General features: G+C 67.5%; 26 protein-coding genes and 1 other RNA gene. 10 read left to right on the top strand and 17 right to left on the bottom strand.

The window, feature by feature from the left end; all coding sequences use genetic code 11:
- The first annotated feature begins 66 nt into the window (after positions 1 to 66).
- Positions 67 to 1743, top strand: a complete 1677-nt coding sequence (recN, locus tag C1930_RS08380) for a DNA repair protein RecN (protein WP_108771474.1) — start codon at positions 67 to 69, stop codon at positions 1741 to 1743.
- Positions 1744 to 1816: 73 nt separating this feature from the next.
- Here recN and C1930_RS08375 read toward each other — a convergent pair whose 3' ends face one another.
- Positions 1817 to 2734, bottom strand: a complete 918-nt coding sequence (locus tag C1930_RS08375; protein ID WP_108771473.1) for a LysR family transcriptional regulator — start codon at positions 2732 to 2734, stop codon at positions 1817 to 1819.
- A gap of 93 nt (positions 2735 to 2827) precedes the next feature.
- Here C1930_RS08375 and C1930_RS08370 point away from each other — a divergent pair, with 93 nt between their 5' ends.
- Complete coding sequence (locus C1930_RS08370) at positions 2828 to 4093, top strand: SGNH/GDSL hydrolase family protein (RefSeq protein ID WP_108771472.1); 1266 nt, start codon at positions 2828 to 2830, stop codon at positions 4091 to 4093.
- Between the two features lie 107 nt (positions 4094 to 4200).
- Here the strand turns inward: C1930_RS08370 and fur are convergent, their stop codons facing one another.
- Positions 4201 to 4608, bottom strand: coding sequence for a ferric iron uptake transcriptional regulator (gene fur / locus C1930_RS08365; protein WP_108749330.1), 408 nt, complete (start codon positions 4606 to 4608; stop codon positions 4201 to 4203).
- Positions 4609 to 4711: 103 nt separating this feature from the next.
- On the opposite strand from fur, the gene bamE reads away from it, so the two are divergent.
- On the top strand, positions 4712 to 5101 hold the full coding sequence (bamE, locus tag C1930_RS08360; protein WP_108749329.1) for an outer membrane protein assembly factor BamE: 390 nt from the start codon (positions 4712 to 4714) through the stop codon (positions 5099 to 5101).
- Positions 5102 to 5137: 36 nt separating this feature from the next.
- On the opposite strand, the gene C1930_RS08355 is transcribed toward bamE, so the two are convergent.
- The gene (locus C1930_RS08355) at positions 5138 to 5395 is read right to left on the bottom strand and encodes an RnfH family protein (RefSeq protein ID WP_108752817.1); all 258 of its coding nucleotides are present in this window, start codon (positions 5393 to 5395) and stop codon (positions 5138 to 5140) included.
- A 3-nt stretch (positions 5396 to 5398) separates the two neighbouring features.
- The gene (locus C1930_RS08350; protein WP_108749327.1) at positions 5399 to 5824 is read right to left on the bottom strand and encodes a type II toxin-antitoxin system RatA family toxin; all 426 of its coding nucleotides are present in this window, start codon (positions 5822 to 5824) and stop codon (positions 5399 to 5401) included.
- 57 nt (positions 5825 to 5881) lie between these two features.
- Here C1930_RS08350 and smpB point away from each other — a divergent pair, with 57 nt between their 5' ends.
- Complete coding sequence (smpB, locus tag C1930_RS08345; RefSeq protein WP_065722998.1) at positions 5882 to 6385, top strand: SsrA-binding protein SmpB; 504 nt, start codon at positions 5882 to 5884, stop codon at positions 6383 to 6385.
- Between the two features lie 270 nt (positions 6386 to 6655).
- Here smpB and C1930_RS08340 read toward each other — a convergent pair whose 3' ends face one another.
- Positions 6656 to 7228: a hypothetical protein gene (locus tag C1930_RS08340; protein WP_108771471.1), complete on the bottom strand. Its 573-nt coding sequence runs from the start codon at positions 7226 to 7228 to the stop codon at positions 6656 to 6658.
- Between the two features lie 228 nt (positions 7229 to 7456).
- On the opposite strand from C1930_RS08340, the gene ssrA reads away from it, so the two are divergent.
- Positions 7457 to 7810, top strand: a transfer-messenger RNA (tmRNA) gene (ssrA, locus tag C1930_RS08335).
- Positions 7811 to 7973: 163 nt separating this feature from the next.
- The gene (locus tag C1930_RS08330) at positions 7974 to 8453 is read left to right on the top strand and encodes a hypothetical protein (protein ID WP_234412750.1); all 480 of its coding nucleotides are present in this window, start codon (positions 7974 to 7976) and stop codon (positions 8451 to 8453) included.
- A gap of 18 nt (positions 8454 to 8471) precedes the next feature.
- On the opposite strand, the gene C1930_RS08325 is transcribed toward C1930_RS08330, so the two are convergent.
- Complete coding sequence (locus C1930_RS08325) at positions 8472 to 8927, bottom strand: methyltransferase (protein WP_108755948.1); 456 nt, start codon at positions 8925 to 8927, stop codon at positions 8472 to 8474.
- 108 nt (positions 8928 to 9035) lie between these two features.
- Here C1930_RS08325 and C1930_RS08320 point away from each other — a divergent pair, with 108 nt between their 5' ends.
- Both C1930_RS08320 and C1930_RS08315 read left to right on the top strand, forming a co-directional pair.
- On the top strand, positions 9036 to 11069 hold the full coding sequence (locus tag C1930_RS08320; RefSeq protein WP_108771470.1) for an alpha/beta fold hydrolase: 2034 nt from the start codon (positions 9036 to 9038) through the stop codon (positions 11067 to 11069).
- A 98-nt stretch (positions 11070 to 11167) separates the two neighbouring features.
- A complete protein-coding gene (locus C1930_RS08315) occupies positions 11168 to 12022 on the top strand; it encodes an endonuclease/exonuclease/phosphatase family protein (protein WP_108771469.1) in 855 nt (284 codons plus the stop codon).
- A 16-nt stretch (positions 12023 to 12038) separates the two neighbouring features.
- Here the strand turns inward: C1930_RS08315 and C1930_RS08310 are convergent, their stop codons facing one another.
- The 7 genes from C1930_RS08310 to C1930_RS08280 all read right to left on the bottom strand — a co-directional run bounded on the left by C1930_RS08310 (position 12039) and on the right by C1930_RS08280 (position 20267).
- A complete protein-coding gene (locus C1930_RS08310; RefSeq protein ID WP_108749314.1) occupies positions 12039 to 12302 on the bottom strand; it encodes a hypothetical protein in 264 nt (87 codons plus the stop codon).
- 163 nt (positions 12303 to 12465) lie between these two features.
- Complete coding sequence (locus tag C1930_RS08305; protein WP_108771468.1) at positions 12466 to 13881, bottom strand: efflux transporter outer membrane subunit; 1416 nt, start codon at positions 13879 to 13881, stop codon at positions 12466 to 12468.
- A complete protein-coding gene (locus tag C1930_RS08300) occupies positions 13875 to 14612 on the bottom strand; it encodes an SDR family oxidoreductase (RefSeq protein ID WP_108755944.1) in 738 nt (245 codons plus the stop codon). The genes C1930_RS08305 and C1930_RS08300 overlap by 7 nt, the downstream gene beginning before the upstream one ends.
- A 66-nt stretch (positions 14613 to 14678) precedes the next feature.
- The gene (locus C1930_RS08295; RefSeq protein ID WP_108752810.1) at positions 14679 to 17849 is read right to left on the bottom strand and encodes a multidrug efflux RND transporter permease subunit; all 3171 of its coding nucleotides are present in this window, start codon (positions 17847 to 17849) and stop codon (positions 14679 to 14681) included.
- Between the two features lie 112 nt (positions 17850 to 17961).
- Positions 17962 to 19185 carry an efflux RND transporter periplasmic adaptor subunit gene (locus C1930_RS08290; RefSeq protein ID WP_199912013.1) on the bottom strand — a complete coding sequence of 408 codons (1224 nt, stop codon included), beginning with the start codon at positions 19183 to 19185 and terminating at the stop codon, positions 17962 to 17964.
- Positions 19186 to 19272: 87 nt separating this feature from the next.
- Complete coding sequence (locus tag C1930_RS08285) at positions 19273 to 20043, bottom strand: SDR family NAD(P)-dependent oxidoreductase (protein WP_108752808.1); 771 nt, start codon at positions 20041 to 20043, stop codon at positions 19273 to 19275.
- Positions 20040 to 20267, bottom strand: a complete 228-nt coding sequence (locus tag C1930_RS08280; protein WP_108755942.1) for a hypothetical protein — start codon at positions 20265 to 20267, stop codon at positions 20040 to 20042. Before C1930_RS08280 ends, C1930_RS08285 begins: the two co-directional genes overlap by 4 nt.
- Positions 20268 to 20413: 146 nt before the next feature.
- Here C1930_RS08280 and C1930_RS08275 point away from each other — a divergent pair, with 146 nt between their 5' ends.
- A complete protein-coding gene (locus C1930_RS08275) occupies positions 20414 to 21442 on the top strand; it encodes a LysR family transcriptional regulator (RefSeq protein ID WP_108749308.1) in 1029 nt (342 codons plus the stop codon).
- A gap of 180 nt (positions 21443 to 21622) precedes the next feature.
- Here the strand turns inward: C1930_RS08275 and C1930_RS08270 are convergent, their stop codons facing one another.
- Together C1930_RS08270 and C1930_RS08265 are read right to left on the bottom strand one after the other, a co-directional pair.
- Entirely contained in the window at positions 21623 to 22318 is a 696-nt protein-coding gene (locus C1930_RS08270; RefSeq protein WP_108749307.1) for an OmpA family protein, read from the bottom strand.
- Positions 22319 to 22457: 139 nt separating this feature from the next.
- A complete protein-coding gene (locus C1930_RS08265) occupies positions 22458 to 23873 on the bottom strand; it encodes a deoxyribodipyrimidine photo-lyase (protein WP_199912416.1) in 1416 nt (471 codons plus the stop codon).
- A gap of 105 nt (positions 23874 to 23978) precedes the next feature.
- Here C1930_RS08265 and C1930_RS08260 point away from each other — a divergent pair, with 105 nt between their 5' ends.
- A complete protein-coding gene (locus tag C1930_RS08260) occupies positions 23979 to 24563 on the top strand; it encodes a hypothetical protein (RefSeq protein ID WP_108755940.1) in 585 nt (194 codons plus the stop codon).
- Between the two features lie 19 nt (positions 24564 to 24582).
- Here C1930_RS08260 and C1930_RS08255 read toward each other — a convergent pair whose 3' ends face one another.
- Positions 24583 to 25197, bottom strand: coding sequence for an inorganic diphosphatase (locus tag C1930_RS08255; protein WP_108771466.1), 615 nt, complete (start codon positions 25195 to 25197; stop codon positions 24583 to 24585).
- Positions 25198 to 25207: 10 nt separating this feature from the next.
- A complete protein-coding gene (locus tag C1930_RS08250; protein WP_234412749.1) occupies positions 25208 to 26557 on the bottom strand; it encodes a metallophosphoesterase family protein in 1350 nt (449 codons plus the stop codon).
- Between the last annotated feature and the right edge of the window lie 10 nt (positions 26558 to 26567).

Genomic DNA, 26567 nt, shown 5'->3' with positions numbered 1-26567 from the left:
TGGCAAGTCATTGGACCACCCCGCCGCGCGTGCTAGCGTTGCGCGGCTGCAGACACCCCATTACCCATGCTCAGACATCTTTCGATCAAGGATTTCGCCGTCGTCCGCGCCACCGAACTGGAATTCGGGCCCGGCATGACTGTCGTTTCAGGCGAGACCGGCGCCGGCAAGTCGCTGATGGTCGACGCACTGGGCTTCCTGTCCGGCCTGCGCGCCGACAGCGGCGTGGTCCGCCACGGCGCCGCCCGCGCCGAGCTGTCGGCCGAATTCGCCCTGGACCAGCTGCAGGCCGCGCGCCAATGGCTGGCCGACAACGAGCTGGACGATGACGAGCAATGCCAGCTGCGGCGGGTCATCCGCGCCGATGGCGGCTCGCGCGCCTGGATCAACGGTCGCCCGGTCACCCTGGCGCAGCTGGGCGATCTGGCCGCGCACCTGGTGGAAATCCATGGCCAGCACGAACAGCAGGCGCTGCTGGCGCGGCCGTCGCAGCTGGCCCTGCTGGACGCCTTCGCCAACAACGAAGAGGCCCGCCGCCAGGTGCGCCGTACTGCCGCTACCTGGCAGGCGCTGGTGGACGAATCGCTGGCGCTGTCGCAACAGGGCGACGTCAGCGACCGCATCGGCTTCCTGGAACACCAGCTGCGCGAGCTGGACCGCGAGGATCTGGAGCCGGAATCGATTGCCGCCCTCGGCGCCAGCCACCGCCGCCAGGCCCATGCCAGCGCCCTGCTGACCGCCTGCCAGGCCGCCAGCAACCAGCTCAACGGCGACGACGGCAGTTCCGCGCTGGACCTGCTGCAGCAGGTGCGCCACGACCTGTCGCGCCTGATCGAACACGACGCGCGCCTGGGCGAGGTGGACGGCCTGATCGAGAACGCCTCGATCCAGCTGCACGAAGCCTTGTCGCTGCTGGACCGGGTGCACGACGACCTGGACGCCGACCCGGAACAGTTCGAAGAGAACGAGCGCCGCCTGGGCCGCCTGCACGACCTGGCGCGCAAGCACCGCGTGCCGATGGACGAGCTGGGCGCGCAGCGCGAGCGCATGCATGCCGAAGTGGAACAGCTGCGTGGCGCCGATGAGCGCCTGCAGCGCCTGGCCGGCGAGATCGACAAGGCCGTGGCCGCCTGGCGGGTGCAGGCCGAGGTACTGACCGCCAGCCGGCGCAAGGCCGCTGCGGAACTGTCGGCCACCACCACCGGCATCATTGCCGAGCTGGGCATGGGCGGCGGCCAGTTCCTGATCGAACTGGAACCGCAGGACGCCGGCAAGCCCGACCCGCAGGGCGCCGAGCGCGTCGAATTCCTGGTTGCCGCCAACGCCGGCCAGCCGCCGCGCGCCCTGCGCAAGGTGGCCTCCGGTGGTGAACTGTCGCGCATCTCGCTGGCCATCGAAGTGGCCGCGCTGGATCTGGACGCCGTGCCGACCATGGTGTTCGACGAAGTGGATTCGGGCATTGGCGGCGCCGTGGCCGACATCGTCGGCCAGAAGCTGCGCGCACTGGGCGAGAAGCGCCAGGTGCTGTGTGTTACCCATCTGCCCCAGGTCGCTTCCAAGGGCCACGCCCATTACCGGGTCAGCAAGGCGCCGGTGGAAGGCATGACCCAGAGCGCGGTGGAGAAGCTGGACAACAAGGCCCGCGAGGAAGAACTGGCGCGCATGCTGGGCGGGGTGGAAGTGAGCAAGGAAGCACGCGCGGCCGCGCGCAAGCTGTTGGTCGCGTCGAGCTTGCTCGGCTGAGCGCACACATCCACGCATGGCGTGGATCTACTGGGATCATCCACGCATGGCGTGGATCTACCGGGGCGTCGGGTCAGGCCAAGGGTTTGGCCAGATCCACGTGTTCCACCAGGAAATCCAGCAGCGCGCGCACCCGCAGCGGCAGGTAGCCGCCCTGCCCCACGAACACGGCGTGCACTTCTTCCAGATCGCCGGGGTTGGCCTCTTCCAGCACCGGCAGCAGACGCCCGGCAGCCAGGTCGTCGCGTACCTGGAAGGCCGCCAGCCGCGCCATGCCCAGACCGCCCAGCACCAGCTGGCGCAGCGCGTCGCCATTGCTGGCGCGCAGGTTGCCCTGGGTCGGCACCCGCACCTGCTGGCCGTCGTGCAGCAGCGGCCAGCCCTGCAGCGTCCGCGCATGGCCGATGTCCAGCCGGTTGTGTGACAGCAACGCATCGGCGTCGGCAGGCAGGCCGTGGCGGGCCGCATAGGACGGCGCCGCCACGATCATCATCCGCGTCGCGCCCAGCTGCCGCGCCACCAGGCTGGAGCTCTTCAGCGGGCCGGCGCGCACGGCCACATCGGTGCGCTGTTCCAGCAGATCGATCACCTCGTCATTCAGGCTCAGGTCCACCCCCACCTGCGGGTGTGCCTGCAGGAACACCGGCAGCAGCGGCAGCAGGAAATGGCGCCCGAACGGCACGTTGGAATTCAGCCGCAGCCGCCCGCGCGGTTCGGCGTGTGCACTGGCGCAGCGTTCGGCCTCTTCCAGGTCGGCCAGCACGCGCAGGCCGCGCTCGTAGAAGCTGCAGCCCTCCGGGGTCAACTGCAGTTGCCGGGTGGAGCGCTGCAGCAGGCGCGTGCCCAGCCGTTGTTCCAGCCGCGCCACCAGCTTGCTGACCGCCGAAGGCGTCATGTCCAGGCTGCGCGCGGCGGCGGAAAAGCCCCCGGTCTCGATCACCCGCACGAACACTTCCAGTTCGCCGGATCGGTTGATGTCGGGGCGCGCCATGGTGAATCCCGTTCACAGATGATTGTCCGTACGCAGTCTAGTTCACAGGTGGCGCAACGGCCACGCTGGCTGCCCCTTCCGAGGACGCCCGCCATGCACCGCTACCTGCTTGCCGCCGCCGCCCTGCTGTCGCTTTCCGCCCACGCGGGCCCCGCCCAGCCCCATTGGGTGGCCAGTTGGCAGGCCAGCCCGCAGCCGGTCTGGGGCGAGGACTTCCTGTTCCCCACCCTCATTCCGGCCAGCCTGCACGACCAGACCTTCCGCCAGACACTGCGCCTGAGCCTGGGCGGCAGCGCACTGCGGGTGCGCCTGAGCAATGCCCACGGCCGCCAGCCGCTGCGGATCGACCGGGCCAGCGTGGCCAGCCAGCCCGGTGCGACGCCGTTGCCGCTGGCCTTCGATGGGCAACCCGACGTCGTGATCGGCCCCGGCCAGGACCGGTTGAGCGACCCGCTGCCACTGACCACCGCCGATCAGCAGGCACTGCAGGTGAGCGTGTACGTAGCTGGACCGACGCCGCTGCAGACCTTCCACTGGGACGGCCGGCAGACCAGCTGGATCACCCCCGGTGACCAGAGTCTGGCCAGCGCCCTGCACGGCGCCAGCACCACCACCGCGCGCCTGTTCGTCAGCGGCATCGAGGTCGCGGCCCCGTCCGCGGCACGCAGCGTGGTGGTGATCGGCGATTCGATCACCGACGGGGCCACCGCCAGCCTGGACGCCGACCAGCGCTGGACCGACCATCTGGCCGCGCGCCTGGCGCCGCACGGGGTGGCCGTGGTCAATGCGGGAATCTCCGGGGGGCGCCTGCTGCGTGATGGCATGGGTCTGTCCGCCCTCGCCCGCCTCCAGCGCGATGTGCTGGACCTGCCCGGCACCGCCAGCGTGATCGTGCTGATCGGCATCAACGACATCAGTTGGCCGGGCACCGCGTTCGCCCGTGACCAGCCCCGACCGACGCTGGCCGAGCTGCAGGCCGGCTACCGCGCCCTGGCGCGACGGGCCCATGCGCGCGGCGTGCGCATCTTTGGCGCCACCCTGCCGCCATTTGCCGGCGCGCTGCCGGGCACCCCGCTGCAGGACTACTACCAGCCGGAAAAGGACGCCCTGCGCCAGCAGCTGAACGCCTGGCTGCGCACCGACAGCCCGTTCGATGCGGTGATCGACCTGGATGCCGCCCTGCGCGACCCGGCGCAACCGTCACGGATGGCCGCAGCCTACGATTCGGGCGACCACCTGCACCCCGGCGATGCCGGCAACCGGGCCATGGCCGAGGCGGTGGATCTGGGCGTTCTGGCAGGTCCATCCACGCATGGGGGGACGGGGGTCAGAGCCCTTTCCTGGCGGAAAGGGATCTGACCCCGGGGTCGGCAGGTCCATCCACGCATGGCGTGGATCTACCGTAAGCAACGAAAAACCCCGGGCCAGGCCCGGGGTCTTCGCACATCTCAGCAGGCGGGAAACCGTTACTTGCGCTTCTTGCGCACGTACAGCACCAGCGAATGCTCTTCCAGCTCGTAGCCATGCTCGGCCGCGATCTTGCGCTGCAGCTCTTCGATTTCGTGGCTTTCGAACTCGATGATCTTGCCGCTGTCCACATCGACCATGTGGTCGTGGTGGCCGCCGCGGTCCAGCTCGTAGACGGCCTGGCCGCCTTCGAAGTTGTGCTTCAGCACCAGGCCGGCGGCCTCGAACTGGGTCAGCACCCGGTACACCGTGGCCAGGCCGATCTCGTCGCCGTGCTCCAGCAGCTGGCGGTAGATGTCTTCGGCGGTCATGTGGTGCTGGGCATTGCGCTGCTCGAGCAGCGCCAGGATCCGCATCCGCGGATGGGTCACCTTCAGGCCGACTTTGCGCAGGTCGTGGGTTTCCATAGGTCTCCGTTCATTGGCGATTTAGCGCCAGCTGCCTCGGATTGGGTCGCGGTGGCACGCCGGGAGTGTATCATCGGTTCGATTTCCCCAAACGCCCTTTCCGATGCGCAATCTCCTGCTGGTCGCCACCATCGCTCTGTCCACCACCGGGTGCGGCATCATCTACAAGCAACCGATCTACCAGGGCAACCTGATCCGCGAGGACGCCGTTGCCAAGCTGCAGGTCGGCCAGAGCAAGCAGCAGGTGAATGCGCTGCTGGGCACGCCCTCGGTGCCCGATCCCTTCCATGCCCAGCGCTGGGACTACACCTCCAGCGAGCGCGTGAACCGCCTCGGCCGTACCGAAGTGAAGAACTTCACCGTGTACTTCGAAAACGACGTGGTCACCCGTTGGGAAGGCGATTACTTCCCGGCCAACGACAAGGCCCTGGCCCAGCAGACCGTGCGCCAGTTCGGCCGCAACCTGCCGAAGGACAAGAAGAAGGGCCGCTGAGCCCCGCTTGGCCGCGCCGCCTGGCGGTGGCGCGGTTCAGTCGCCGCGTGCGCGCTTGCGCCGGTTGTCCTTGGGGTCGGCCAGCAGCGGGCGCAGCAGTTCCACCCGGTCGCCGTCGTGCAGCACCTGCTGCGGGCGGGCCAGCACGCCATGCACGGCCAGCGCAGGGCAGTCGGCACTGCCTTCCAGCGCGGCGGCAGCGACCGCATCGGCCACGGTGGCGCCCTCTTCCAGTTGCAGCCGGCGCGCCAGCACGCGCTGCGGCCAGGCCAGCACCACCTCGACCTCGATCATCGCTCAGCCCTCGTCGGCCACGCGCACGAAATCGTTGACCATGCGATCGGCCAGCCCCTGGAAGCCGATGGCCAGCGCCGGCCCGAGCAGGCGTGAGCTGGGTTCGAATTCCAGGGTCAGGGTCACCTTGCAGGCATCCTCGGCCAGGGCATGGAACTCCCAGCGGCCGTGCAGCTGCTTGAACGGGCCGTCGCGCAGCTGCATATCAATGCTGTGCGGGCGCTGCAGGGTGTTTTCGGTCTGGAACCAGGTGCTGAACGAGCCAAGGCCCAGGTCCAGGCGGGCCACCAGCCGGTCCTCGCCCTGTTCCAGGATGCGGGCATCGGAACACCAGCGGAAGCGGCGCGGATAGGCCTGCACGTCGTTGACGAGATCGAACATGCGGGCGGAGGAATGTTCGACCAGGGCGCTGCGGCGGATAGTAGGCATAAAGACGGAACGTTTCGGCAATCGACCGGGCGGGCCCGAATCGGAGACAATACGGAAATGAGCAAGAACAGCGGCAAGGATAAAGCAAAGAACGCGACGGCCAACAAGACCATCGCGTTGAACAAGCGTGCCCGCCACGAGTACCACATCGAAGAGCGCTTCGAGGCGGGCTTGGCCCTGCAGGGCTGGGAGGTGAAGTCGATCCGCGCCGGGCGCGGCAACATCATCGACGCCTACGCGTACGTGAAGCAGGGCGAGATCTTCCTGATCGGCGCGCAGATCACCCCGTTGATCCAGGCCTCGACCCACGTGGTGGCCAACGACCGCCGCGAGCGCAAGCTGCTGCTGCACCGGAGCGAGATCGACAAGCTGGTCGGCAAGGTCGAGCGCGATGGCTACACGATCGTGCCCACCGCCATGTACTGGAGCAAGAACAAGATCAAGCTGGAAGTGGCGCTGGCCAAGGGCAAGCAGACCCACGACAAGCGCGATGCCGCCAAGGACCGCGACTGGGCCATCGAAAAGCAGCGCGTGATGCGCCGCGGCAACCGCGACGCCTGAAGCACCGCCCCGCCCCCGTAGAGCCGAGCCATGCTCGGCTGCCCTGCCTGGTAGAGTCGAGCTTGCTCGACTGCTGTTGCCTCGCGTCGTAGAGTCGAGCTTGCTCGACTGCTGTTGCCTCGCTTCGTAGAGTCAAGCTTGCTCGACTGCTGTTGCCTCGCTTCGTAGAGTCGAGCTTGCTCGACTGTGGCGGACCGATCAGTCGAGCAAGCTCGACTCTACCCAGGGCGTGGAGCAGTCGAGCAAGCTCGACTCTACCCCCCGCCCCGGTCAACCGGCCAGCATGCCCCGCCCGCCCAGGCGCGGCGCCAGCGCCGCATGCATCACCGCCAGGTGCATCACCACCGCCAGTTCCGGCGCATGGCGGTCATCGCCGGCGCGCCACTGCTGGGCCAGGCGCGCCGCGTCGGCCGGCAGCAGCGACATCAGCTGCGCATCGTCCAGGGCATCGGCCGCACCCTGCAGCTGCCGCGCGGTCTGCCGCGACTGCCACACATGCACGCCCATGCTCAGGCTGGCCAGCGACATCAGGGTCAACGCCAGCCCATGCTCGAACCATTGCGCCAGCACGTCCGGCCCCCACAGCAGGGCCGCCAGCACGGCCAGCGCCGGCAACCGCCAGCCCAGCCAGTGCATGCGCCCGCGCTGCGGCCAATGCACCACCACCGCACTGGCCACCAGCGCCGCCGCGGCCGTGGCCGGCAACTCACTCAGCCAGGTGGCCGCCAGCAGCATCGCCATGACCGCCCACACCCAAACCGGCGGCACCGCCCGGCGCTGGTAGTCGGCACCCACCGGCCCGACCAGTTGTCGCAGGCTGCGCTGTTGCTTGGCTTCGGTCACCCACTGTCTCCGTGTCGATCCTGGCTCGGATGGTCGCTGCCAGTGTGTCGCAATTTCGTGCCCGGGAAGTTAGCAATCCGCTATGACAAAGGCTCTACAACCTGTTGCGGATTGAAAAACCGGCAAAGGTGACGGTTCAGCATTTTTGCCGTAGCATTACAGGCGTTGGGCAGGCTTGTGCCGTGGCAACACGGAACCGGCCTTGTACCTTGCAGCACTGTAGAAACCGGGGGTGCATTGGTTTCGACGGGGGTTGTGAAGTCGCCTGGCGCATGCCGAGGGGGTAGCTTTCCTCGTAAATCCAGCTGCAAAACTCTAGTTGCCAACGACGACAACTACGCTCTGGCCGCTTAAGGCCTAAGCCTCGAAACCGCTTGTGTCCATGCTCGCGGTGTAGAGTCACTATCATGGAATCGCGCTGGGCGGCTGCCTGTCAGTCCGGCACTAGAACACAACAGGCTGGTCCCCGGGTGCGCTTTGCACACCGTGCTGCTCGGGGGCGAGATCCAACGGTGAGCTAAGCATGTAGTGCTGGGGATGGAGTGCCTTCGGACGGCGGTTCAATTCCGCCCACCTCCACCATCTGTATGGCCTGTCGAGGCCGCAAGAAGCCGGATCTCCTAGCAAGGGGTTTCGGCTTTTTTGTTTCCGCGTCCCTCCCCGCGGTGACAGCCCACCCGCACCTGCCGCACACTGCAGAACCAACGGCCACACGCCCTGCCCGGCCACCCCAGAAGGATCTGCAATGAACCTCCACCTGCCCGCCCTGCTGCTCGCCCTGGCCACTGTCGCCACCACCACCACAGCCACCGCCGCGCCCGCCGCCAAGCCCACCGCCGCCCTGGAAACCCTGCTGGCCTGCCGGCCCGGTTCCGATTTCACCCACGCCCAGGCCGAACAGGCGCTGCGCGCGGCCGGGCTGACCCCGGTTCCGGGTGGCGTGTTCCAGCCCAAGGGCGGCAAAGTGGCGCTGCTGGGCGGCAGCGTGACCAGTGCCGATGTCAGCGTGATTGCCGGCGGGCAGAAGAGCATCCACGTGTACCTGCAGGGCATCACCGCCGCGCAGGTTGGCCGCAGTCTGTCGGTCACCACGGTGAACGATGATGCCGACACCGAGGCGCCGTCCTACATCCGCAAGGTCGATGCCCGCCACACCCAGCACGTGGGCGCGGCCGACGATTACGAGGGCTATTCGGCCGCGGTCAGCTGCCAGATCTCCCCGTAACCCTGCGCGGCACGGCGCCTACATCCAGCGCCGCACCTGGCTGCGGAATGCCGCGTAGCGGGCACCAAAGCGCGCGGCCAGCGCGCGCTCTTCCGGCACGATCTGCAGGCGGGTGATCCACGCCACGAACAACGGCACCACCAGCAGCGCCAGCGCGTTGCGCAGCAGCAGCATCGCGCCCAGCAGCACCAGCGCCTGGCCCAGGTACATGGGGTTGCGGCTGTAGCGATAGATGCCGCTGGTCACCAGCACCGTGGTCGACGCCGGCCGCAGGGGATTCACCGTGGTGCGCACGCGGCCGAAGGTCCACTTCGGCAGCAGGTTCAACAGCAGGCCCAGCACGCCGATGGAAACCGCTGCCCAGGCCGGCACAGGCAGTGGCCACCCGGGCAGCAGGCCGTCCAGCGCCCACCCCGCCAGGCCGCACAGCAGCATGACCAGCGGGGGCGGAATGCGGGTTTCCAGCAGGTGCATCGGCTTCCCCAGGCGTCAGCGCAAGGCCCGCAGTGTCACACACGCCGCCACTTTCTTCCGCGTTGACGCCGCTCCGGCTAGAGTGGCGCCACTGCGCAGGAGGACTGCATGGCATTACCGGGTTTCACCGTCGTTCGCCACATGGCGCTGGCCGCCACCGCCCTGCTGCTGCTGAACGGCTGCGCCACGCTGCGCCAGTTCGGCCCGTCGGTGCAGGTGGGTACGGTCACCCCGGGCCAGTACATCGCGCTCAAGCGCGGTGACATCCTGACCAGCGGCAAGCTGAGTGCGGCCACCTGGGAAACGCTGCGCGTGGCCGGGCTCGACGAAACCGCATGCGCCAAGCCGGGCCCGGCGTGCATCGAGGCAATGGAAGCGAGCATCGTGGTGCGCGAGGAAGACAAGCGTTCCAGCCTGGCCGAACTGTGGCTGCAGTATGCGATGAGCCTGCCCGCGCCCAAGCGCGAATCCCCGGCCGCGGCACGTGCGGCGACGCCGACGCAGCCGCTGGCCCCGCTCGATGCCGGCTTCCAGCCACGCCTGGATGCGTGGATGCAGGTGGCCCGCCAGGCCTACGCGTATCTGTTCTTCACCGAGCGCACCGCCAACCAGCGCGGCTTCGAAGACCGCCAGACCCAGGTGCGCGATTACTACAACCTGGCCGTGCAGGAAGCCTCGGTGATGCTGTTCGAGGTGTATTCGCGCGGCGACGCCGGCAGCGACCGTTCGCGCTTGCAGGTGGGGCCGTGGACATTCGTGCTGGCGCCCGATGCCGACGGTGCCACCCAGGATGGCCGGCAACTGGTCGAGCTGGTGCCGGCCGCGTCGATGTCCTTCACCGGCACCCTGCGCAGCGTGCACCGCCGCGATGGCTTCGGTGCCGAGCTGGTGGCGGTGATGGCCGACCCCAGCGAGCAGCCTGCTGCTGCGCCGGCGGCAGCGCCGGGCAGTCCGCAGGCGGCTGCCGCCACCACCGTGCGCGACTGGAGCGAGATGCCCTCGCCGTCGATGACGGTGCTGCTGCGCTTTGCCGGCGCCAACCTGTGGGAAGTGCTGCACGACAACGCGCCCACGCTGGAAATCCACGACCCCTATCAGGTGTCCGAAGTGCAGCTGCATGGCGAACAGGTGCCGCTGGCGGCCAACTTCACCGCCGGCTATGCGCTGTGGCTGGCGCGCTCCAATTTCAGCCGGCAGTCGTTGCGCTCGCTGTTCGGTGGCAAGGGCGGCATCGAGCGCCCGCATCTGTTCATGATGCAGCCGTTCGACCCGGACCGGCGCGTGCTGCTGATGATCCACGGCCTGGCCAGCAGCCCGGAAGCGTGGGTGAACGTGGCCAATGAACTGATGCGCGACGAGGAGATCCGTCGCGACTTCCAGATCTGGCAGTTCTACTACCCTACCAACATGCCGATCGCGCTCAGCCATGATGCGATCCGGCATACGCTGGACGATGTGCTGGCGCACTTCGATCCGGGCGGCAAGGATGTGGCCTCGCACGACATGGTGGTGGTCGCGCACAGCATGGGCGGGGTGATCTCGCGGCTGTTGGTTTCCTCATCTGGCGACCATCTGGTGCAGACCCTGCTGGACACTGCGCAGATGTCGCCGGTGCAGCGCGAGCTGCTGCGCACGCGCGGCGCACCGCTGCTGAATTTCCAGCCGGAACCGGAGATTTCGCGGGTAGTGTTCATCGCCACCCCGCACCGCGGCACCGATGTGGCCGGCACCCGCCTGGGCCGATGGATCGGCAAGTTCGTGCGCCTGCCGTTGACCGTGCTGGAAGACGTGGCCAGCCTGGCCAACGACGGCCAGATCGAACGCAACGATGACAAGCACGGTTACCGCATGAACAGCATCCAGAACCTGGACAAGGACGATGCCTTCATCAAGGCGGTGACCGACCTGCCGATGGCGCCGAAGGTGCGCTACCACTCCATCATTGCCCGCTCCAGCGCGCAGGGCCCGCTGCAGGACAGCAGCGATGGCCTGGTGCCCTACTGGAGCTCGCACCTGCCGCATGCGCAGTCTGAAAAGGTGATCGTGTCCGGCCACAGCGTGCAGGAAGCGACACCGGCCATCGTCGAGCTGCGGCGCATCCTGCACGAGGACATGCAGGCGCACGACGCCCCACGCGACTGAAGCCCCTGCCGGCCGCCAGCGGCCACACCCGGCATATCCGCGGGATGCCATCCGTGCGATCCTCTGGAATCGTTTTCATGGAATGGAGGGATTCCACGATGTTGCAGCACGTCCGCCGCACCGCGCTCTGCGCGCTGTTGGCCCTGGCCCTGCCGGCCGCCGCCTGGGCTGCCAGCCCGGCACCCCTGAAAGTCATGTCGTTCAACGTGCGCACGCCGGCCGATACCGAGCCGGGCAAGCGCTGGCCGGACCGCCGCGATGCGATGGTCAAGGTCATCCTTGAGGCCCACCCGGCGGTGATCGGCACCCAGGAACTGGTGCCGGAACAGGCCAGCTATCTGGCCGAGCATCTGCCCGGCTACCGCTGGTTCGGCAAGGGCCGCCGCGGCGGCGACGGCGACGAGCACATGGGCGTGTTCTACGACAGCAAAGTACTGGCGATCGAGCAGTCCGGCGACTTCTGGCTGTCGGACACCCCGGACGTGGCAGGCAGCATCACCTGGGGCAACCTGTACCCGCGCATGGTCACCTGGGCGCTGTTCCGCCGCCTGGACGACGGCCGCCGCTTCTACTTCATGGACACCCACCTGCCCTACCGCGACGAGGATGAGCCGCGCCGGCAGAAGGGCGCCGAACTGATCGCCCAGCGCGTGGCCGGCCTGCCGGCGGATCTGCCGGTGGTGCTGACCGGCGACTTCAACAGCGAACCGGGCAGCGGCACCTACCAGGCCTTCACCCGCGTGCTGCAGGACACCCGCACCCAGGTGGCAGCACCGAAGGGGCCGCGCAAGACCTTCCATGATTTCACCGGCACGGCCACCACGCAGCTGGACTGGGTGCTGGTGCGCGGCTTCCACGCCCGCAGCTTCACCACCGACGACCGCCGCATCGGCGGCGTGCTGCCGTCGGACCACTTCCCGCTGGTGGTGGAACTGGACTGGCCGACACCCTGACCGATACGCCCCCTGCTCAGGGCGGGGGGCGCTTGTCCAGCAGACGGAACAGGGCCTGGTGCTGGTCGCGCGCCTGGAAGATGCGTGCGGCCACCGCCAGGAACAGGGCCACGCAGATCAGGCCGACGCCGAGCATGGAATCGGGCAGCCGCATGAAACCCACGGCGCCGGTCAGCGCGGCCAGCACCATCAGCACCACCACCGCCACCGACAGCCCTGCCCCAGGCAGGCCGGGATCGCCAAACAGCATCCGCTGGGTGGATCGCTTCTCGTCACGCATCGCCGGTCCTTGCTGGGGGGTGTCCCACTAGGTACACCGCGCAGGCAGATTCCGGCAGAGTCAGAAACGACATGGCACCGACAGGCGTTGCCGCCAGACCGTGCAGTGCGCGGGCATCACGCCGCCAGCCACGCTGGATACGACGTGATGCCCTCGCCTGCTGTCAGCGGCTGGCCACCGCCGGCTGCGGCGCCTGGCCCCAACCGCCAAGTGCCTTGTAGACACCGACCACACTGACATTCACTTCCGCCTCGGCCGCAGCCAGGGCATCGTCGGCGGCCAACTGGGTGCGCTGCGCATCCAGCAGGGTCAGGAAGTCTTCCGAACCTTCGCGGAAGCGGATCTGCGCCAGCGATTCGGCACGTCGTGCCGCCTTCGCCTGCTCGACCACGATGGCCAGACGCGCCTGCTGCTTGGAATAGCGGGTCAGCGCGTTTTCGGTGTCTTCCAGGGCCAGCAGCACGGCCTGTTCGTACTGCGCCGCCACGCCTTCGGCTTCGGCCTTGCTGGCACGCAGGCGCGCCTTCACCGTGCCGAAGTCGAATGCGGCCCAGCTGATCGACGGGGTGAGCGACCACGCCTTGTTGTTGCCGTTGACCAGGCCGCTGGCATCGCCGCCGAGGAAACCAACGAAGCCGGACAGCGACAGTCGCGGGAACAGATCGGCGGTAGCCACGCCTACCCGCGCGGTGGCAGCGGCCAGACGGCGTTCGGCCATGCGCACGTCGGCACGCTGGCGCAGCAGCTCGCGGGTATCGCCCAGCGGCAGCGCCTTGGCGAATGCCGGCACGTCATGCGGGGCCAGCATCGCGGTCAGCACTTCCGGGCGCTGGCCCAGCAGCACGGCCAGACGGTTGCGCGACTGTGCTTCGGCTACTTCCAGCAGCGGAATGTCAGCCTCGATCGCCTTCAGGCGCGCGCGGCTGCTCTGCACGTCCAGTTCACTGCCAGCGCCCAGTTCCCAGCGCGCTTCGGTCAGCTTCTGCGTATCGCGCAGGTTTTCCAGCGTGTGCTGGGCCACCGCGATGCGCTTCTGGCTGCCACGCAGTTCGAAGTAGTTGCGCGCCACTTCGGCCGCCACCAGCACCTGCGCGTCGGCCAGGTTGGCCTGCTCGGCGCCCAGGTCGGCACGTGCGGCTTCGGCGGCGCGGCGCTTGCGGCCGAACAGATCCAGTTCCCAGCCGGCATCGAAGCCGAGCTGGTAGCTTTCGCTGAACACCCGCTCGCCGCCCTGCTGTGCATCGGGCTGCTTGCGGCGGTCGTAGCTGCCACCGGCGGTGACATGCGGGGCCTGGTCGAAGCGGCTTTCCACGAACACCGCGCGGGCCTGGCTGACGCGGGCCACGGCCACGCGCAGGTCCAGGTTGTCCGACAGGGCGCCGTGCACCAGCTCTTCCAGCACCGGATCGTCGAACTGCGCCCACCAGCTGGCCACTGGCGCGGCCGTGCTGAACACTGTCTGCTGCGCGCTCTGCAGGGCCACCGGTTCCTGCACCGGTGCCGTGTAGTTGGGGCCGACGGTCACGCAGCCAGCCAGCACCAGGCTGGACACGGCGGCGGCCAAGGTACGGATCACCACGGCAGCACCTCGCCCAGGTAGGTGAAGCTGCCGCTGGCGCCGGCTTCGCCGATCAGCGCCATTTCCACGCTGGAACGGGCGCCTTCGCTGATTTCGATTTCGCCGTTGCCACCGTTCATGTCGGTCTTCACGTAACCGGGGTGCACGGTGTTGACCTTGATCGGCGTGTTGCGCAGCTCGTAGGCCAGGGCCAGGGTCCAGCTGTTCACCGCCGCCTTGGAGGCGTTGTAGGCGGGAATCTTGAAATCGTAGATGCCCGAGTTCGGGTCGGCATGCAGGGTCTGCGAGCCGAGCATGCTGGACACGTTGACGATGCGGCCCGACTTGGCCTGCTTGACCAGCGGCAGGAAGGCCTGGGTAACGGCCACCAGCGCATATACGTTGGTGTCGAAGGTGCGGCGCCAGGTATCGAGCGACTGCTCGGACGGTGCCTGCGCCGGGTTTTCGATCATGATGCCGGCGTTGTTCACCAGGATGTCCAGGCGACCGTGGCGCTGGCGCACCTGTTCGGCGGCTTCGGCAATGCTGGCCGCATCGGTCACGTCCAACTGGATGGCTTCCACCGGCAGGCCTTCGGACTGCAGCTGCAACGCCTGTTCCACCGCCGTTTCGCGCTTGCGACCGGCCAGCAGCGTGTGCACGCCGGCCTGCGCCAGCTGGCGCACGGTTTCCAGGCCGATGCCGCGGGTGGCACCGGTAACCAGGGCAATCTTGTTCTGATGGGTGTTCATGGGGTCATGCCTCGATAGGGGAAAGCGGGCGCCGGCACCGGGCCGGCGCAACCGCTGTTTTCCAGGTCAGTGATGGATGGTCGGTTCGCCGTGCTGCACCAGCTGGCCACCGCCGTTGCGGGTGACGAACTTGCGCAGGGCGACGTAGAACACGGGGGTCAGGAACAGGCCGAACAGGGTCACGCCCAGCATGCCGGCGAACACGGTGATGCCGGTAACCGAGCGTACCTCGGCACCTGCGCCATGCGACAGCACCAGCGGCACGGTGCCGGCGATGAAGGCGATGGAGGTCATCACGATCGGGCGCAGGCGCAGGCGGCAGGCTTCCAGGGCGGCCTCGACGATGCCCTTGCCGCCCATTTCCAGCTCGCGGGCGAACTCGACGATCAGGATCGCGTTCTTGCACGCCAGGCCCATCAGCACCACCAGGCCCACCTGCACGAACACGTTGTTGTCACCGCCGGTCAGCCACACGCCGAAGAGGGCCGACAGCAGGGTCATCGGTACGATCAGGATCACCGCCAGCGGTAGCGACCAGCTTTCGTACAGCGCAGCCAGCACCAGGAAGGCCAGCATGATCGCCACCGGGAAGACGATGAAGGCCGCCTTGCCCTGGGTCGCCTGCTGGTAGCTCAGGTCGGTCCATTCGGTGGTCATGCCCACCGGCAGCACCTTGCCGGCGATCTCGGTCAGCTTGTTCATGGCTTCGGCCGAGGACAGCACGCGCGGGTCGGCTTCACCGGCCAGGTCGGCGGCCGGGTAGCCGTTGAAGCGCAGCACCGGGTCCGGGCCGTAGGTCTGCTTCACAGTAACCATCGAACCGATCGGCACCATCTCGCCACGGTCGTTGCGGGTACGCAGCTTGCCGATGTCTTCCACGCTTTCACGGAACGGACCATCGGCCTGGGCGATCACCTGCCAGGTACGGCCGAACTGGTTGAAGTCGTTCACGTAGGCCGAGCCCAGGTAGGTCTGCAGGGTGTCGAACAGCTCGGTGAGCTGCACGCCCTGCGCCTTGGCCTTCACCCGGTCCACTTCCGCATCCAGCTGCGGCACGTTGGCCTGGTAGCTGGTGATCGGGAACGCCATGCCCGGGGTCTGTGCCACTGCACCCTGCATCGACTGCACCGCATTCTGCAGGGCGCCATAGCCCAGGTTGCCGCGGTCTTCGATGAACATCTGGTAGCCGTTGCCGTTGCCCAGGCCGAGGATCGGCGGCGGCATCATCGAGAACGCGAAGCCTTCCTGCAGGCCGGCGATCTTCTGGTTGATCTCGGCATTGATCTGCGCGGCGGTACGGCCGTGGCGCTCGTTGAACGGCTTGAGCGGGATGAAGGCCACGCCGGTGTTGGGCGTGTTGGTGAACTGCAGCGCGTTCAGACCCGGGAACGAGATGGTGTGGGCCACGCCATCGGTTTCCTGGGCGATCTTGGCGACCTTGCGCAGCATTTCATCGGTACGCGCGATCGACGAGCCTTCCGGCAGCTTCACACCGGCAATCAGGTACAGCTTGTCCTGGGTGGGAATGAAGCCGGGCGGGACCAGCTTGAAGATCACGCCGGTACCCACCAGCAGGATCGCGTAGACCACGAACACCGCACCGCGACGGCCGAGGATCTTCGAAACACCACGCTCGTACTTTTCCGAGCTGGACTTGAAGAAGCGGTTGAACGGACGGAACACCCAGCCGAAAAGACGGTCGATCAGGCGGCTCGGCGCATCCTTGGGCGCACCGTGCGGCTTCAGCAGGCGCGCGGCCAGCGCCGGCGACAGGGTGAGCGAGTTGATGGCCGAGATGACCGTGGAGATGGCGATGGTGACGGCGAACTGCTTGTAGAACTGGCCGGTGACACCGGACAGGAAGGCCATCGGCACGAACACTGCGCACAGCACCAGGGCGATGGCGATGATCGGCCCGGACACTTCGCGCATGGCCTGGTGCGCCGCCGCGGTGGGCGACAGGCCTTCTTCGATGTTGCGTTCAACGTTTTCCACGACCACGATCGCATCGTCCACCACGATGCCGATCGCCAGCACCAGGCCGAACAGGCTGAGCGTGTTGATCGAGAAGCCCAGCAGGTACAGCGCAGCGAACGTGCCCACCACCGACACCGGCACGGCGATCAGCGGAATGATCGACGCGCGCCAGGTCTGCAGGAACAGGATCACCACCAGCACCACCAGGGCGATGGCTTCCAGCAGCGTGGACACCACGGCCTTGATCGAATCGCGCACGAAGATGGTGGTGTCATACACCGCTTCGTACTTCACGTCGGCCGGGAACGTCTTCTGCATCTCGTCCATGGTGCCGATCACAGCATCACGGATTTCCAGCGCGTTGGCGCCGGGCGACTGGAAGATGCCGATGCCTACCGCGTTCTTGCCATCCAGCTGCGAACGCAGGGTGTAATCGCCGGCGCCCAGTTCCAGGCGGGCCACATCGGACAGGCGCACGATTTCGCCATCGGTGCCGCTCTTGAGCACGATGTCGCCGAATTCCTGCTCGCTCTTCAGTCGGCCCTGCGCGTTGATCAGGGTCAGGAACTGGCTGTTGGGCAGCGGTTCGGCACCGAGCTGGCCGGCCGAGACCTGCACGTTCTGTTCGCGCATGGCGGCCACCACGTCGCTGGCGGTCAGGCCGCGCGCGGCCACTTTGTCAGGGTCCAGCCAGGCGCGCATGGCGTAGTCACCGCCACCGAAGATCTGCGCATCACCCACGCCCTGGATGCGCGCCAGCGCGTCCTTCACGTGCAGGCGTGCGTAGTTGCGCAGGTACAGCGTGTCGTACTTGCCATTGGGCGAGGTCAGGTGCACCACCATCAGGAAGGTGGGCGACTGCTTCTGCGTGGTCACGCCCTGCCGGCGCACGTCTTCGGGCAGGCGCGCCTGCGCCTGGGCCACGCGGTTCTGCACCTTCACCGCCGCTTCGTCCGGATCGGTGCCCGGGCGGAAGGTGATGGTCATCTGCAGCACGCCGTCCGAACCGGCCACCGACTTGAGATACATCATGCCCTCGACGCCGTTGATCGCTTCTTCCAGCGGGGTGGCCACGGTTTCAGCAATGACCTTGGGGTTGGCGCCCGGGTAGACCGTGCGCACGACCACCGAGGGCGGCACCACTTCGGGGTACTCGCCGATCGGCAGGATGGGGATCGAGATCAGGCCAGCGGCGAAGATCACGATCGACAGCACCGCCGCGAAGATCGGCCTGTCGATGAAGAAACGGGAAAAGTCCATGGAGGAATTCCTGGGAAATGCCACCGACGGGCAACAGCCGCCCTGCCCCTCGTCGAAATGACGAAGGCAGGGAAGGCTGCCGCAGGCGCCGGCAGCTAGAGGGAAACGCGGATCAGTGCTTCAGTGCGGCGGTCGCATCGCGGCCCGGTGCGGGGGCCGGCTGCGGCTGCATCGCCACCGCCTTGGCCTGCACCGGCATGCCCGGCATGAAGACCTTCTGCACGCCGTCGATGATCACCTTGTCACCGGCAGCCAGACCGTCTTCGACGATGCGCAGGCCTTCGGCGGTACGGCCCAGGCGGACATCGCGCCGCTGCGCCTTGCCGTCCTTGTCGACCACGTACACGTACTTGCGGTCCTGGTCGGTCAGCACCGCCTTGTCATCGATCAGGCGGGCTTCGAACTGGCCGCTGCCCAGCAGCTGCACGCGAGCGAACAGGCCGGGGGTGAACTGGCGGTCGGCATTGTCCAGCAGCGCACGCACGCGGATGGTGCCGGTGCTGCGGGTGACCTGGTTGTCGAGGAAGTCGACCTTGCCGGTGTGCGGGTAGCCGTCTTCGCCGGACAGGCCGACCTTCACCGGCAGTTCGCTGTCACGCTCGCTCGGGCGCTGGCCGTTGCGGGCCATCTGGGTGTAGCGCAGGAAGGTGCTTTCGTCGGCATCGAAGTAGACGAACACCGTGTCCAGCGACACCAGCGTGGTCAGTACGCTGGCGCTGTCGCCGGCGGTCACCAGGTTGCCGGCAGTGACCATCGCGCGGCCGGCACGGCCATCGATGGGCGCACGGACCTTGGTGAACTCCAGGTTCAGGCGCGCCGCATCCAGCGCGGCCTGCGCGGCCTGCACGGCAGCGCCGGACTGGTCCGCAGCAGCACGACGCTGTTCAGCAGTTTCGGTGGAAATGGCCTGCTGTTCGGACAGACGCTTGGCGCGCTCGGATTCGCTGCGTGCCAGGCTGGCCTGGGTGCGGGCACGGGCCAGTTCAGCGGCGGCGCGATCGTACTCCGCCTGGTAGCTGCGCGCGTCGATGGTGAACAGGACGGCGCCCTTCTTCACTTCTTCGCCTTCGACATAGTTGACCTTGTCGATGTAGCCGGACACGCGCGGACGCAGCTCGACGCTCTGCACGGCTTCAACGCGGCCGCTGAATTCGTCCCACTGGCTGACCTGCTTGACCAGTACCGGCGCGGCGCTGACCTGCGGCGGCGGCGGTGCACCGGCCTCTTCGGCATGACCGCCACTGCAGGCGGCCAGCACCGCCGCGGCAAGGATGGAGACACCGGCCATCGCCAGGCGATGACCGATACGGTGTGGAGGGGTGTTGGGGGAAGTCATGGCATGCATCCGTACGGAAGGGGTGGTGGTTCGGTGACGTGTTCGTTTTTCTGGCGGCGTAGCCTGCGACCTCAACGATGGTTGAGGTCAAGCAACGCCTGCGGTGTCGCGCCACAGCGGTGGCAGGTCCAGGTTCAACAGCCCGCGCGGCAGTTCGGCATCACTGCTGTCACAGCGGACGATGGCGCGGTTGTCGCGGCAGCCATCCAGCAGGGACACCACGCGGCGGCCGACCAGCAGCGAGCTGGGCCATTCGATGCAGGCGTTGGCCGCATTGCTGGGGGTACAGACCGGATTGCCGACCTCCAGCATCTGCGCGCGCACGCCCATCGCCTGCGCTTCCTGGTGCACCACCTGCGCGTACATGCGCAGCGCTGCGGTGGTGATCGAGGTCTCGCCGTAGCCGGCCCATGGCTTGGCACCGGCCGGACTGCCGATCAGCACATAGCGGCGCGCGTGCGGGTTGTCCTGCAGCAACGGCAGCAGATGGCGTGCGGCGTGCACGTGCGGCATCAGGTCGGCCTGCAGCGCGCCCAGCAGCGCATCGCCGCTGCGCGCGGTGACCCGGCCACGGTTGTACGGGCCGCCCATGGCCGCCACCACGGCGGCCAGCGGACGCGGGCGCTGTGCCACGCGCTCGGCCACGGTGCGCGCCGACGCATCGTCGCTGAGCGAGCCGAGCATCGTCTGCAGGCCCGGCTCATCGGCGAACTGTTCGTGCAGTGCTGCCAGGCGGCCGGGATCGCGGCCGACCACCAGCACCGGGCTGCCGGCCTCCAGCAGCGCACCGACCACTCCCTGGCCGACCGCACCGGTGCCGCCGAGGACCAGGACCTCTGGGGTCAGAATCCCATTCACGGGACATTTCCTCCCAAATCCGGGATAGTCCCAATTCGACGAAGGCGATCACCCTGGCGCGGGGCCAGGCGGATGGCACCGCCACGCTGTTGACGCAGGGGCGCGGTAAACTCCCGGAAATCCTTGTGCACCAAGGAACTCGGGCGGACTTCCACGGTCATTGCCTGGTCCAGGGTGTCCTGGCCGGCAAGCCGGAAGCGGGCAAGAATGTTGCGCAGGCTCATGGCGGACGGGCTCCAATCAACGAATGGCGCCACGATAGACCTCAAACCTTTACTTGATTAGTCCGGATTAAGGGGAATAATCATCCCGTCTCCGGTCCAATCGTTCTGTCACGATATCCCCGTCCCCGGCGTCCAGGATCCCGATCATGTCCCACGATCTCAATGAAACCCTGATCTTCGTCAAGGTGGTCGAGCAAGGCAGCTTCATCGCTGCCGCCAAGTCGCTCGGCCTGCCCAAGACCACCGTCAGCCGCAAGGTGCAGGAACTGGAAACGCGCCTGGGCGCGCGCCTGCTGCACCGGACCACGCGCCGGCTCGGCCTGACCGAGGCCGGTTCGATCTACCACGAGCATTGCCAGCGCATCGCGCGTGAACTGGAAGAAGCCGAGAGCGCGGTCAGCCAGTTGCAGTCGGGCCCGCGCGGCTGGCTGCGCTTCACCGTGCCCTACTCGATCGGCATCACCTGGATCGCACCGCTGCTGGGCCAGTTCCATGCGCAGTACCCGGAAATCCGCCTGGACATGCACATGGGCAACGAGAAGCTGGACCTGATTGCAGGCGAAGCCGACCTGGCCCTGCGCGTGGGTGCCCTGCCCGATTCCAACCTGGTGGCGCGCAAGCTGGGCAGCCTGCGCACCCAGGTGTTCGCCAGCCCGGCCTACATTGAACGCTACGGCGAGCCGCTGCACCCGGAAGAGCTGCAGTTCCACCGCATCTTGGCGATGCGCAAGCCGCACCACACCGGCAATTCGCCGCGCTTCACCTGGCAGCTGGGTGAGAACGGCGGCGAGCTGCGTGACTTCCCGGTCACCCCCCTGATGACCGCCAACGACATGTCGGCGCTCAATGGTGCGCTGGTGTGCGGCGAAGGCCTGCTGCTGACCGGCGATGTGATGGCCAAGCCGTTCGTCGAATCGGGCATGGTGCGCCGCGTACTGGCCGGCTGGACCGGCCCGGAAGTGGACTTCAATGCGGTGTTCGCCGGCGGCCGCCTGGTATCGCCGAAGGTACGCGCCTTCGTCGATTTCCTGGTGGAAAAGCTCAACTTCGATGCCAACTACATGCTGGCCCAGTGCCCGGCCGCGAAGCTGGCACAACGGCAGCAGGAGAAGGAAGACGCCGCGCTGGAAAGCAGCGGCAAGCGGATTCTGGAGAAGGTGACGGCTGCGGCGTGACCGGTGGTCGTCATCCACGCATGGCGTGGATCTACTCCGGCTTCTGGTAGGTGCCGACCTTGGTCGGCACGCTTTCAAGCAGTCGAGTGTGCCGAGCAACGCTCGGCACCTACAAAAAATGCCGCCTGTAAGGGCGGCATTTTTGTTCCGGCTTTGCCGGAACAGCAGTAACGCTGCGCGTTACTGCTTCAACGGAATCACGCGGATTTCCACGCGGCGGTTCTGCGCGCGGCCGGCGTCGGTGCTGTTGTCGGCAATCGGGTAGGCCTTGCCGGCACCCAGAGTTTCGATACGCACCTGCTGCACGCCCTGGCCCACCAGGTACTGCGCCACCGAATCGGCACGTTCCTTGGACAGGCGGTTGTTCACCGCATCGCTGCCGATGCTGTCGGTGTGGCCGACCACTTCGATCATGGTCTGGTTGTACTCGTTCAACGTGCTGGCAACACCGTTGAGCGAGCTGTAGAACTGCGGCTTCAGCGCCGACTTGCCGAAATCGAAGGTGATGCCATCGGGCAGGTTCAGGGTGATGTTGTCGCCCTGGCGCTGCACGTCGATGCCGGTGTTGGCAGTGCGCTCACGCAGCGCGCGTTCCTGGCGGTCCTGGTAGTTGCCGATGGCCGCGCCGCTGAGCGCGCCGATGCCTGCGCCGATCAAGGCATGCTGGCGGCGTTCGGTGGCGCTGTTGCCGGTCAGCAGGCCGGCCGCCACACCCACGGCGGTGCCGATCAGCGCGCCACGACCGGTGCGGTTCTGCTGCTCGGTCGGATTGCCGTACTGATCGCTCTGCACGTAGGAGCCGCCGGTGGCGCACGCACTCAGCGCGGCGGCAGTCATCAGGGCCAGTGCGACGTTGCGGGTGGTGTTGCGGATCATGGGTGGTCTCCTTGGATGCCGGCCGATGCGGCGTGCGAACGCTCAGGAGGATATACACGCCGGCGCGATGCCGGGATGATGAATGTGAAGGCCGGACGTGCTGCATTCAGCTTTCTGACCCGGCCTTCATCCAGCCTCTTTACGCCCCGCCCGTGCTTCGGTAGGCGGCCAGCGCGGCGTCGCGGCCGGCCGCCAGGTCGACCAGCGGCGTGCGCGGGTAGCCGGGCGCTTTCTCGGCCAGCAGCTGTGGGTGCTGCCACGGGGCGAAGCGCGCCTTCACCGGCAGCGCCGCCAGTTCCGGTACCCAGCGGCTGATGTAGCGCGCCTGCGGATCGAATTTCTCGGCCTGGGTGACCGGATTGAACACACGGAAGTACGGCGCCGCATCGGCACCGGTGCCGGCCACCCACTGCCAGCCCATCGTGTTGTTGGCCAGGTCCGCATCGACCAGGGTGTCCCAGAACCAGCGTGCGCCGTGCAGCCAATGTGCGCGCAGGTGCTTGCACAGGTAGCTGGCCACGATCATGCGAACCCGGTTGTGCATGTAGCCGGTGTGCCAGAGTTCGCGCAGACCGGCATCGACGATCGGCACACCGGTGTTGCCACGCTGCCAATCGTGCAGCTGCGCGGCGCTGGGATTGGCCCACGGAAAGCGATCGAAACGCGGATTGAGATTGTCGGTGGGCGTTTTCGGGAAGTGGTGCAGCAGGTGGTAGGCGAAGTCGCGCCAGCCCAGCTGGCGCAGGTAGCCATCGATATCGGCGTCGGTACCGGCGCTGCGCTGGGCTTCCAGCGCGTGGGCGATGCGCCACGGTGCGATCTCACCGAAATGCAGGTGCGGCGACATGCGCGAGGTGCCTACGCGATCAGGCAGGTCACGCTGCTCGCGGTAGCCACGCAACGCACCGTCTTCGAACACCGACAGCGCTTCCAGCGCACCGGCTTCGCCCGGCTGCCAGTGCTCCCAGAAGCCGCTGTCCCAGTCCAGCGTGGGCGCCAGCTGCAGCGCGTCCAGCGCAAGGCCGTGTACCGCGTGCGCCGGCAGTCGCTGCGGCGCGGCCTGCAGTGCCGGCAGGCGCCAGTGGCTGAGCACGTTGCGCCAGTATGGGGTGAACACCTTGTACGGCTGCCCCTGCTGGGTGGCGATATCCCACGGTTCGAACAACAGGCTGCCATTGCAGCTCTGCGCATCGATGCCCTGCTCGCGCAGCGTTCGCTTGATGGTGGCATCGCGCGGCTGGGTGGCCGGCTCGTACTTGCGGTTCCAGTACACCGCTTCGGCGCCGGTCTGCTCGATCAGCGCCTGCAGTTCGGCCAGGCTGTCGCCGGCGCGCAGCACCAGTGCGGAACCGCGCGCACGCAGATCGGCATCCAGCGCCGCCAGCGAACGGTGGCGCCAGGCATCGGACGCGGCACCCGGCATCCACTCGCCCTCTTCCTGCGGCGCATGGATGTAGACCGGCACCACGTCATGCCCGGCATCGCGTGCGGCCTGCAGGGCCGGATTGTCCTGCAGCCGCAGATCGCGGCGGAACCATACCAACGCTACCGACACGTGCATCGCCTTCGTTCTGAGTGCCGCACATGATAGCCAGCGACAGTGAAGGCCGTGCGCGCGGCGCGGTCTGCTAGGCTGGCCCGCCCGCCAGTGGAACGTTGCATGCAGGATCTACGTGACCGGTTCGCCGCGTTCGGCCCGTTGCAGGCGCAGGATGAAAACGATTGGCAGGGACCGTTCCCGCTGCCGCCGGTCGTGGCCCGCTTCTACGCGCAGGTGGGGCCCCTGGGCCGCGAGATCAATGCCAAGGTCGGCCATGCCGGCATCACCATTCCCGGGCTTGAGGTCTGGATTCCGCCCTTGCAGCGCCTGTGGAGCCACCAGGCCGGTTATCGCTGGCATGGCATCAGCGGCGAGCCGTTCGAGGACTGGCCTTCGAACTGGCTGGTGATTGCCGACCTTGGCGCCGACCCCTTCATCCTGGACATGGACGATGGCCGCATTCTGTTTGCCCAGCATGGGCGCGGGCACTGGGACGCCGGTGTGTTCCTGGATGACCTGCAGACCCTGATGGCCGCGCTGGCCGCCGTCGGTGCGGTGTATCTGCAAGCCGGCGATGATCTCTACAACGATGACGACGAGGGCGGCATCCGCGCCGAGCACCAGGAGACAGCCGTGCAGGCGGTGGCCCAGGTGCTGGGCGACCGCCTGCAGGCCGAGTCGTTCATCGAGACGCTGCAGGGGTGAATCCACGCATGGCGTGGATCTACTTTTCGAAACGCTGCATCGCCTCGCTGATCAGCGCACGGGCTTCGGCCGCATTGCCCCAGCCGTTGAGCTGCACCGGATTGCGCCCGGCTGGCAGGTCCTTGTAGACACGGAAAAAGGCTTCGATGCGCTGCCGCTCGATCTCGGGGAGATCGGCCAGGTCGCGGATATTGGCGTAGCTGGGGTCCACCTTGTCGGTGGGCACGCCGATCACCTTCGCGTCGTGCTCACCGTTGTCGATCATCCTCAGGTAGCCGATCGGACGGAAGCGCACGATCACGCCCGGATGCAGCGGCTCGCGGGTCAGCACCAGGGCGTCCAGCGGGTCGTTGTCACCGGCCAGGGTGCGCGGCATCGAGCCATAGTTGGCCGGATAGGCCACCGGCATCGACTGGAACCGGTCCACATGGACCAGCCCGTCTTCCTTGATCTCGTACTTGGTGAAGCTGCCGGCGGGGATCTCCACCGCCAGGTTCACTTCCTGCGGGGCCTGCTTCGGCTGCGCGGCCAGGAACGGGTGCAGTACGGCTTCGGCAGCGGTGGCAGCCCCTGCCACCAGCAGCACGGCCGCGGCGAGGGCGGCCACCGGCACGAAACGTCGGGAGGTGATCATCGTTGGTTCCTCATTCCCAGCAGCGGTCGGCGCGACCCTTGGCAGTCTGCGCACGCGGGCATGCACGCGGGGTGATGCGCCCCTGCTGCAGCTCCACCTTCTGCGTGCTGCCATCGGCAGCGCGGCGCAGTTCGAAGGCGTCGTACAGACGGCCGGTAACCGTGCGGGCTTCGTAACGCAGCTTCTGCGGATCGATGCGCAGCACCTGGAACAGCTGGGTGTCTTCGGCCACCGGGTCCATGGTCTGTTTCGCCTCGTCCGACAGCCGGTACTGCTTCGGCCCGGCCACGGTCACCACGTACTGCGGCGTAGCCGCCTGGCCTTCGCCACGACGGCCGTAGGTGTGGTCGTGGCCCTGCAGCACCAGATCCACCTTGTGGCGACGGATCACCGGCTGCAGCACCTGCTGCAGCGCGGCGTTCTGGCGGCCTTCGCGCGGCGAATAGAACGGCTGGTGCAGCAGCACGATCGTCCAGGCACGCGGGTTGCTGCTCAGCACGGTGTCCAGCCACTGCGCCTGCGCCTGCGCGGTGCCCAGGTCGAGCGCCGAGGTGCCATCGAGCACCACCACGCGCACGTCCTGCACGTCGAACCAGTAGGTACTGGTATCGGCCGCTGCCACACCGTTGCCCGGCAGCGCGAAGGTGACCGGCCAGTGGCGGCCGAGCACGCGGCGTTCCTGCGGCGTGTCTTCGAATTCCTCGAAGTATTCGTGGTTGCCGATGGCCGGCGCCACCAGCGTTTCCTGCGCCAGCCAGCCGGTGGCGGCGAACCATTCGCCCCACTCGGTATCGTCGGCGCCGTCGCCACCGCTGACCAGGTCGCCGGCGAACAGGCTGACCCGCGCATCGGGCGCGGCCTTCTGCGCGGCACGCACCACGCGGCTGACATGGCTCAGGTTCTTGTTCTGGGTATCGCCGAAGTACAGCAGGGTCAGCGCCTGTCCCGCGGCACCGGCGGTGCGCAGCTGGTTCCATGCACTCCAGCCGCCATTGCCCTGCACGCGATAGACATACAGCGTATCCGGCTGCAGCCCTTCCACCTGCACGCGGTGGTGATGTGAAACGCCGTTCTCGCTCTGCAGCGGCTGCGTGCTCGCGCGCAGCTGGCGCACGCCCTCGATGGCCGGCGAATCGCCAGCCACGGCCACTTCCAGCAGCGGCGACTGCACGCTGCCGTCGGTACGCCAGGCCACCGCGAATGCGTGCGCCGGATCGGCCGAAGGCGAGGCCACGATGCGGTCCGGCAGTGGCGTGGCCGCGTAATGGCGGCTGCCCTGCGGAACCTGGGTATTGGGCTCGGCTGCCGCGCCCGCCAGCAGCGGTGCGGCCAGCAACAAGGCGACAGTCAGTGCGCGCATGCAACGACCG

It is taken from the genome of Stenotrophomonas sp. SAU14A_NAIMI4_8 (assembly GCF_003086695.1).
GTDB lineage: Bacteria > Pseudomonadota > Gammaproteobacteria > Xanthomonadales > Xanthomonadaceae > Stenotrophomonas.
The sequence above is the reverse complement of the archived record's forward strand: the minus strand, read 5'-3'. Positions and strand labels throughout refer to the sequence as shown.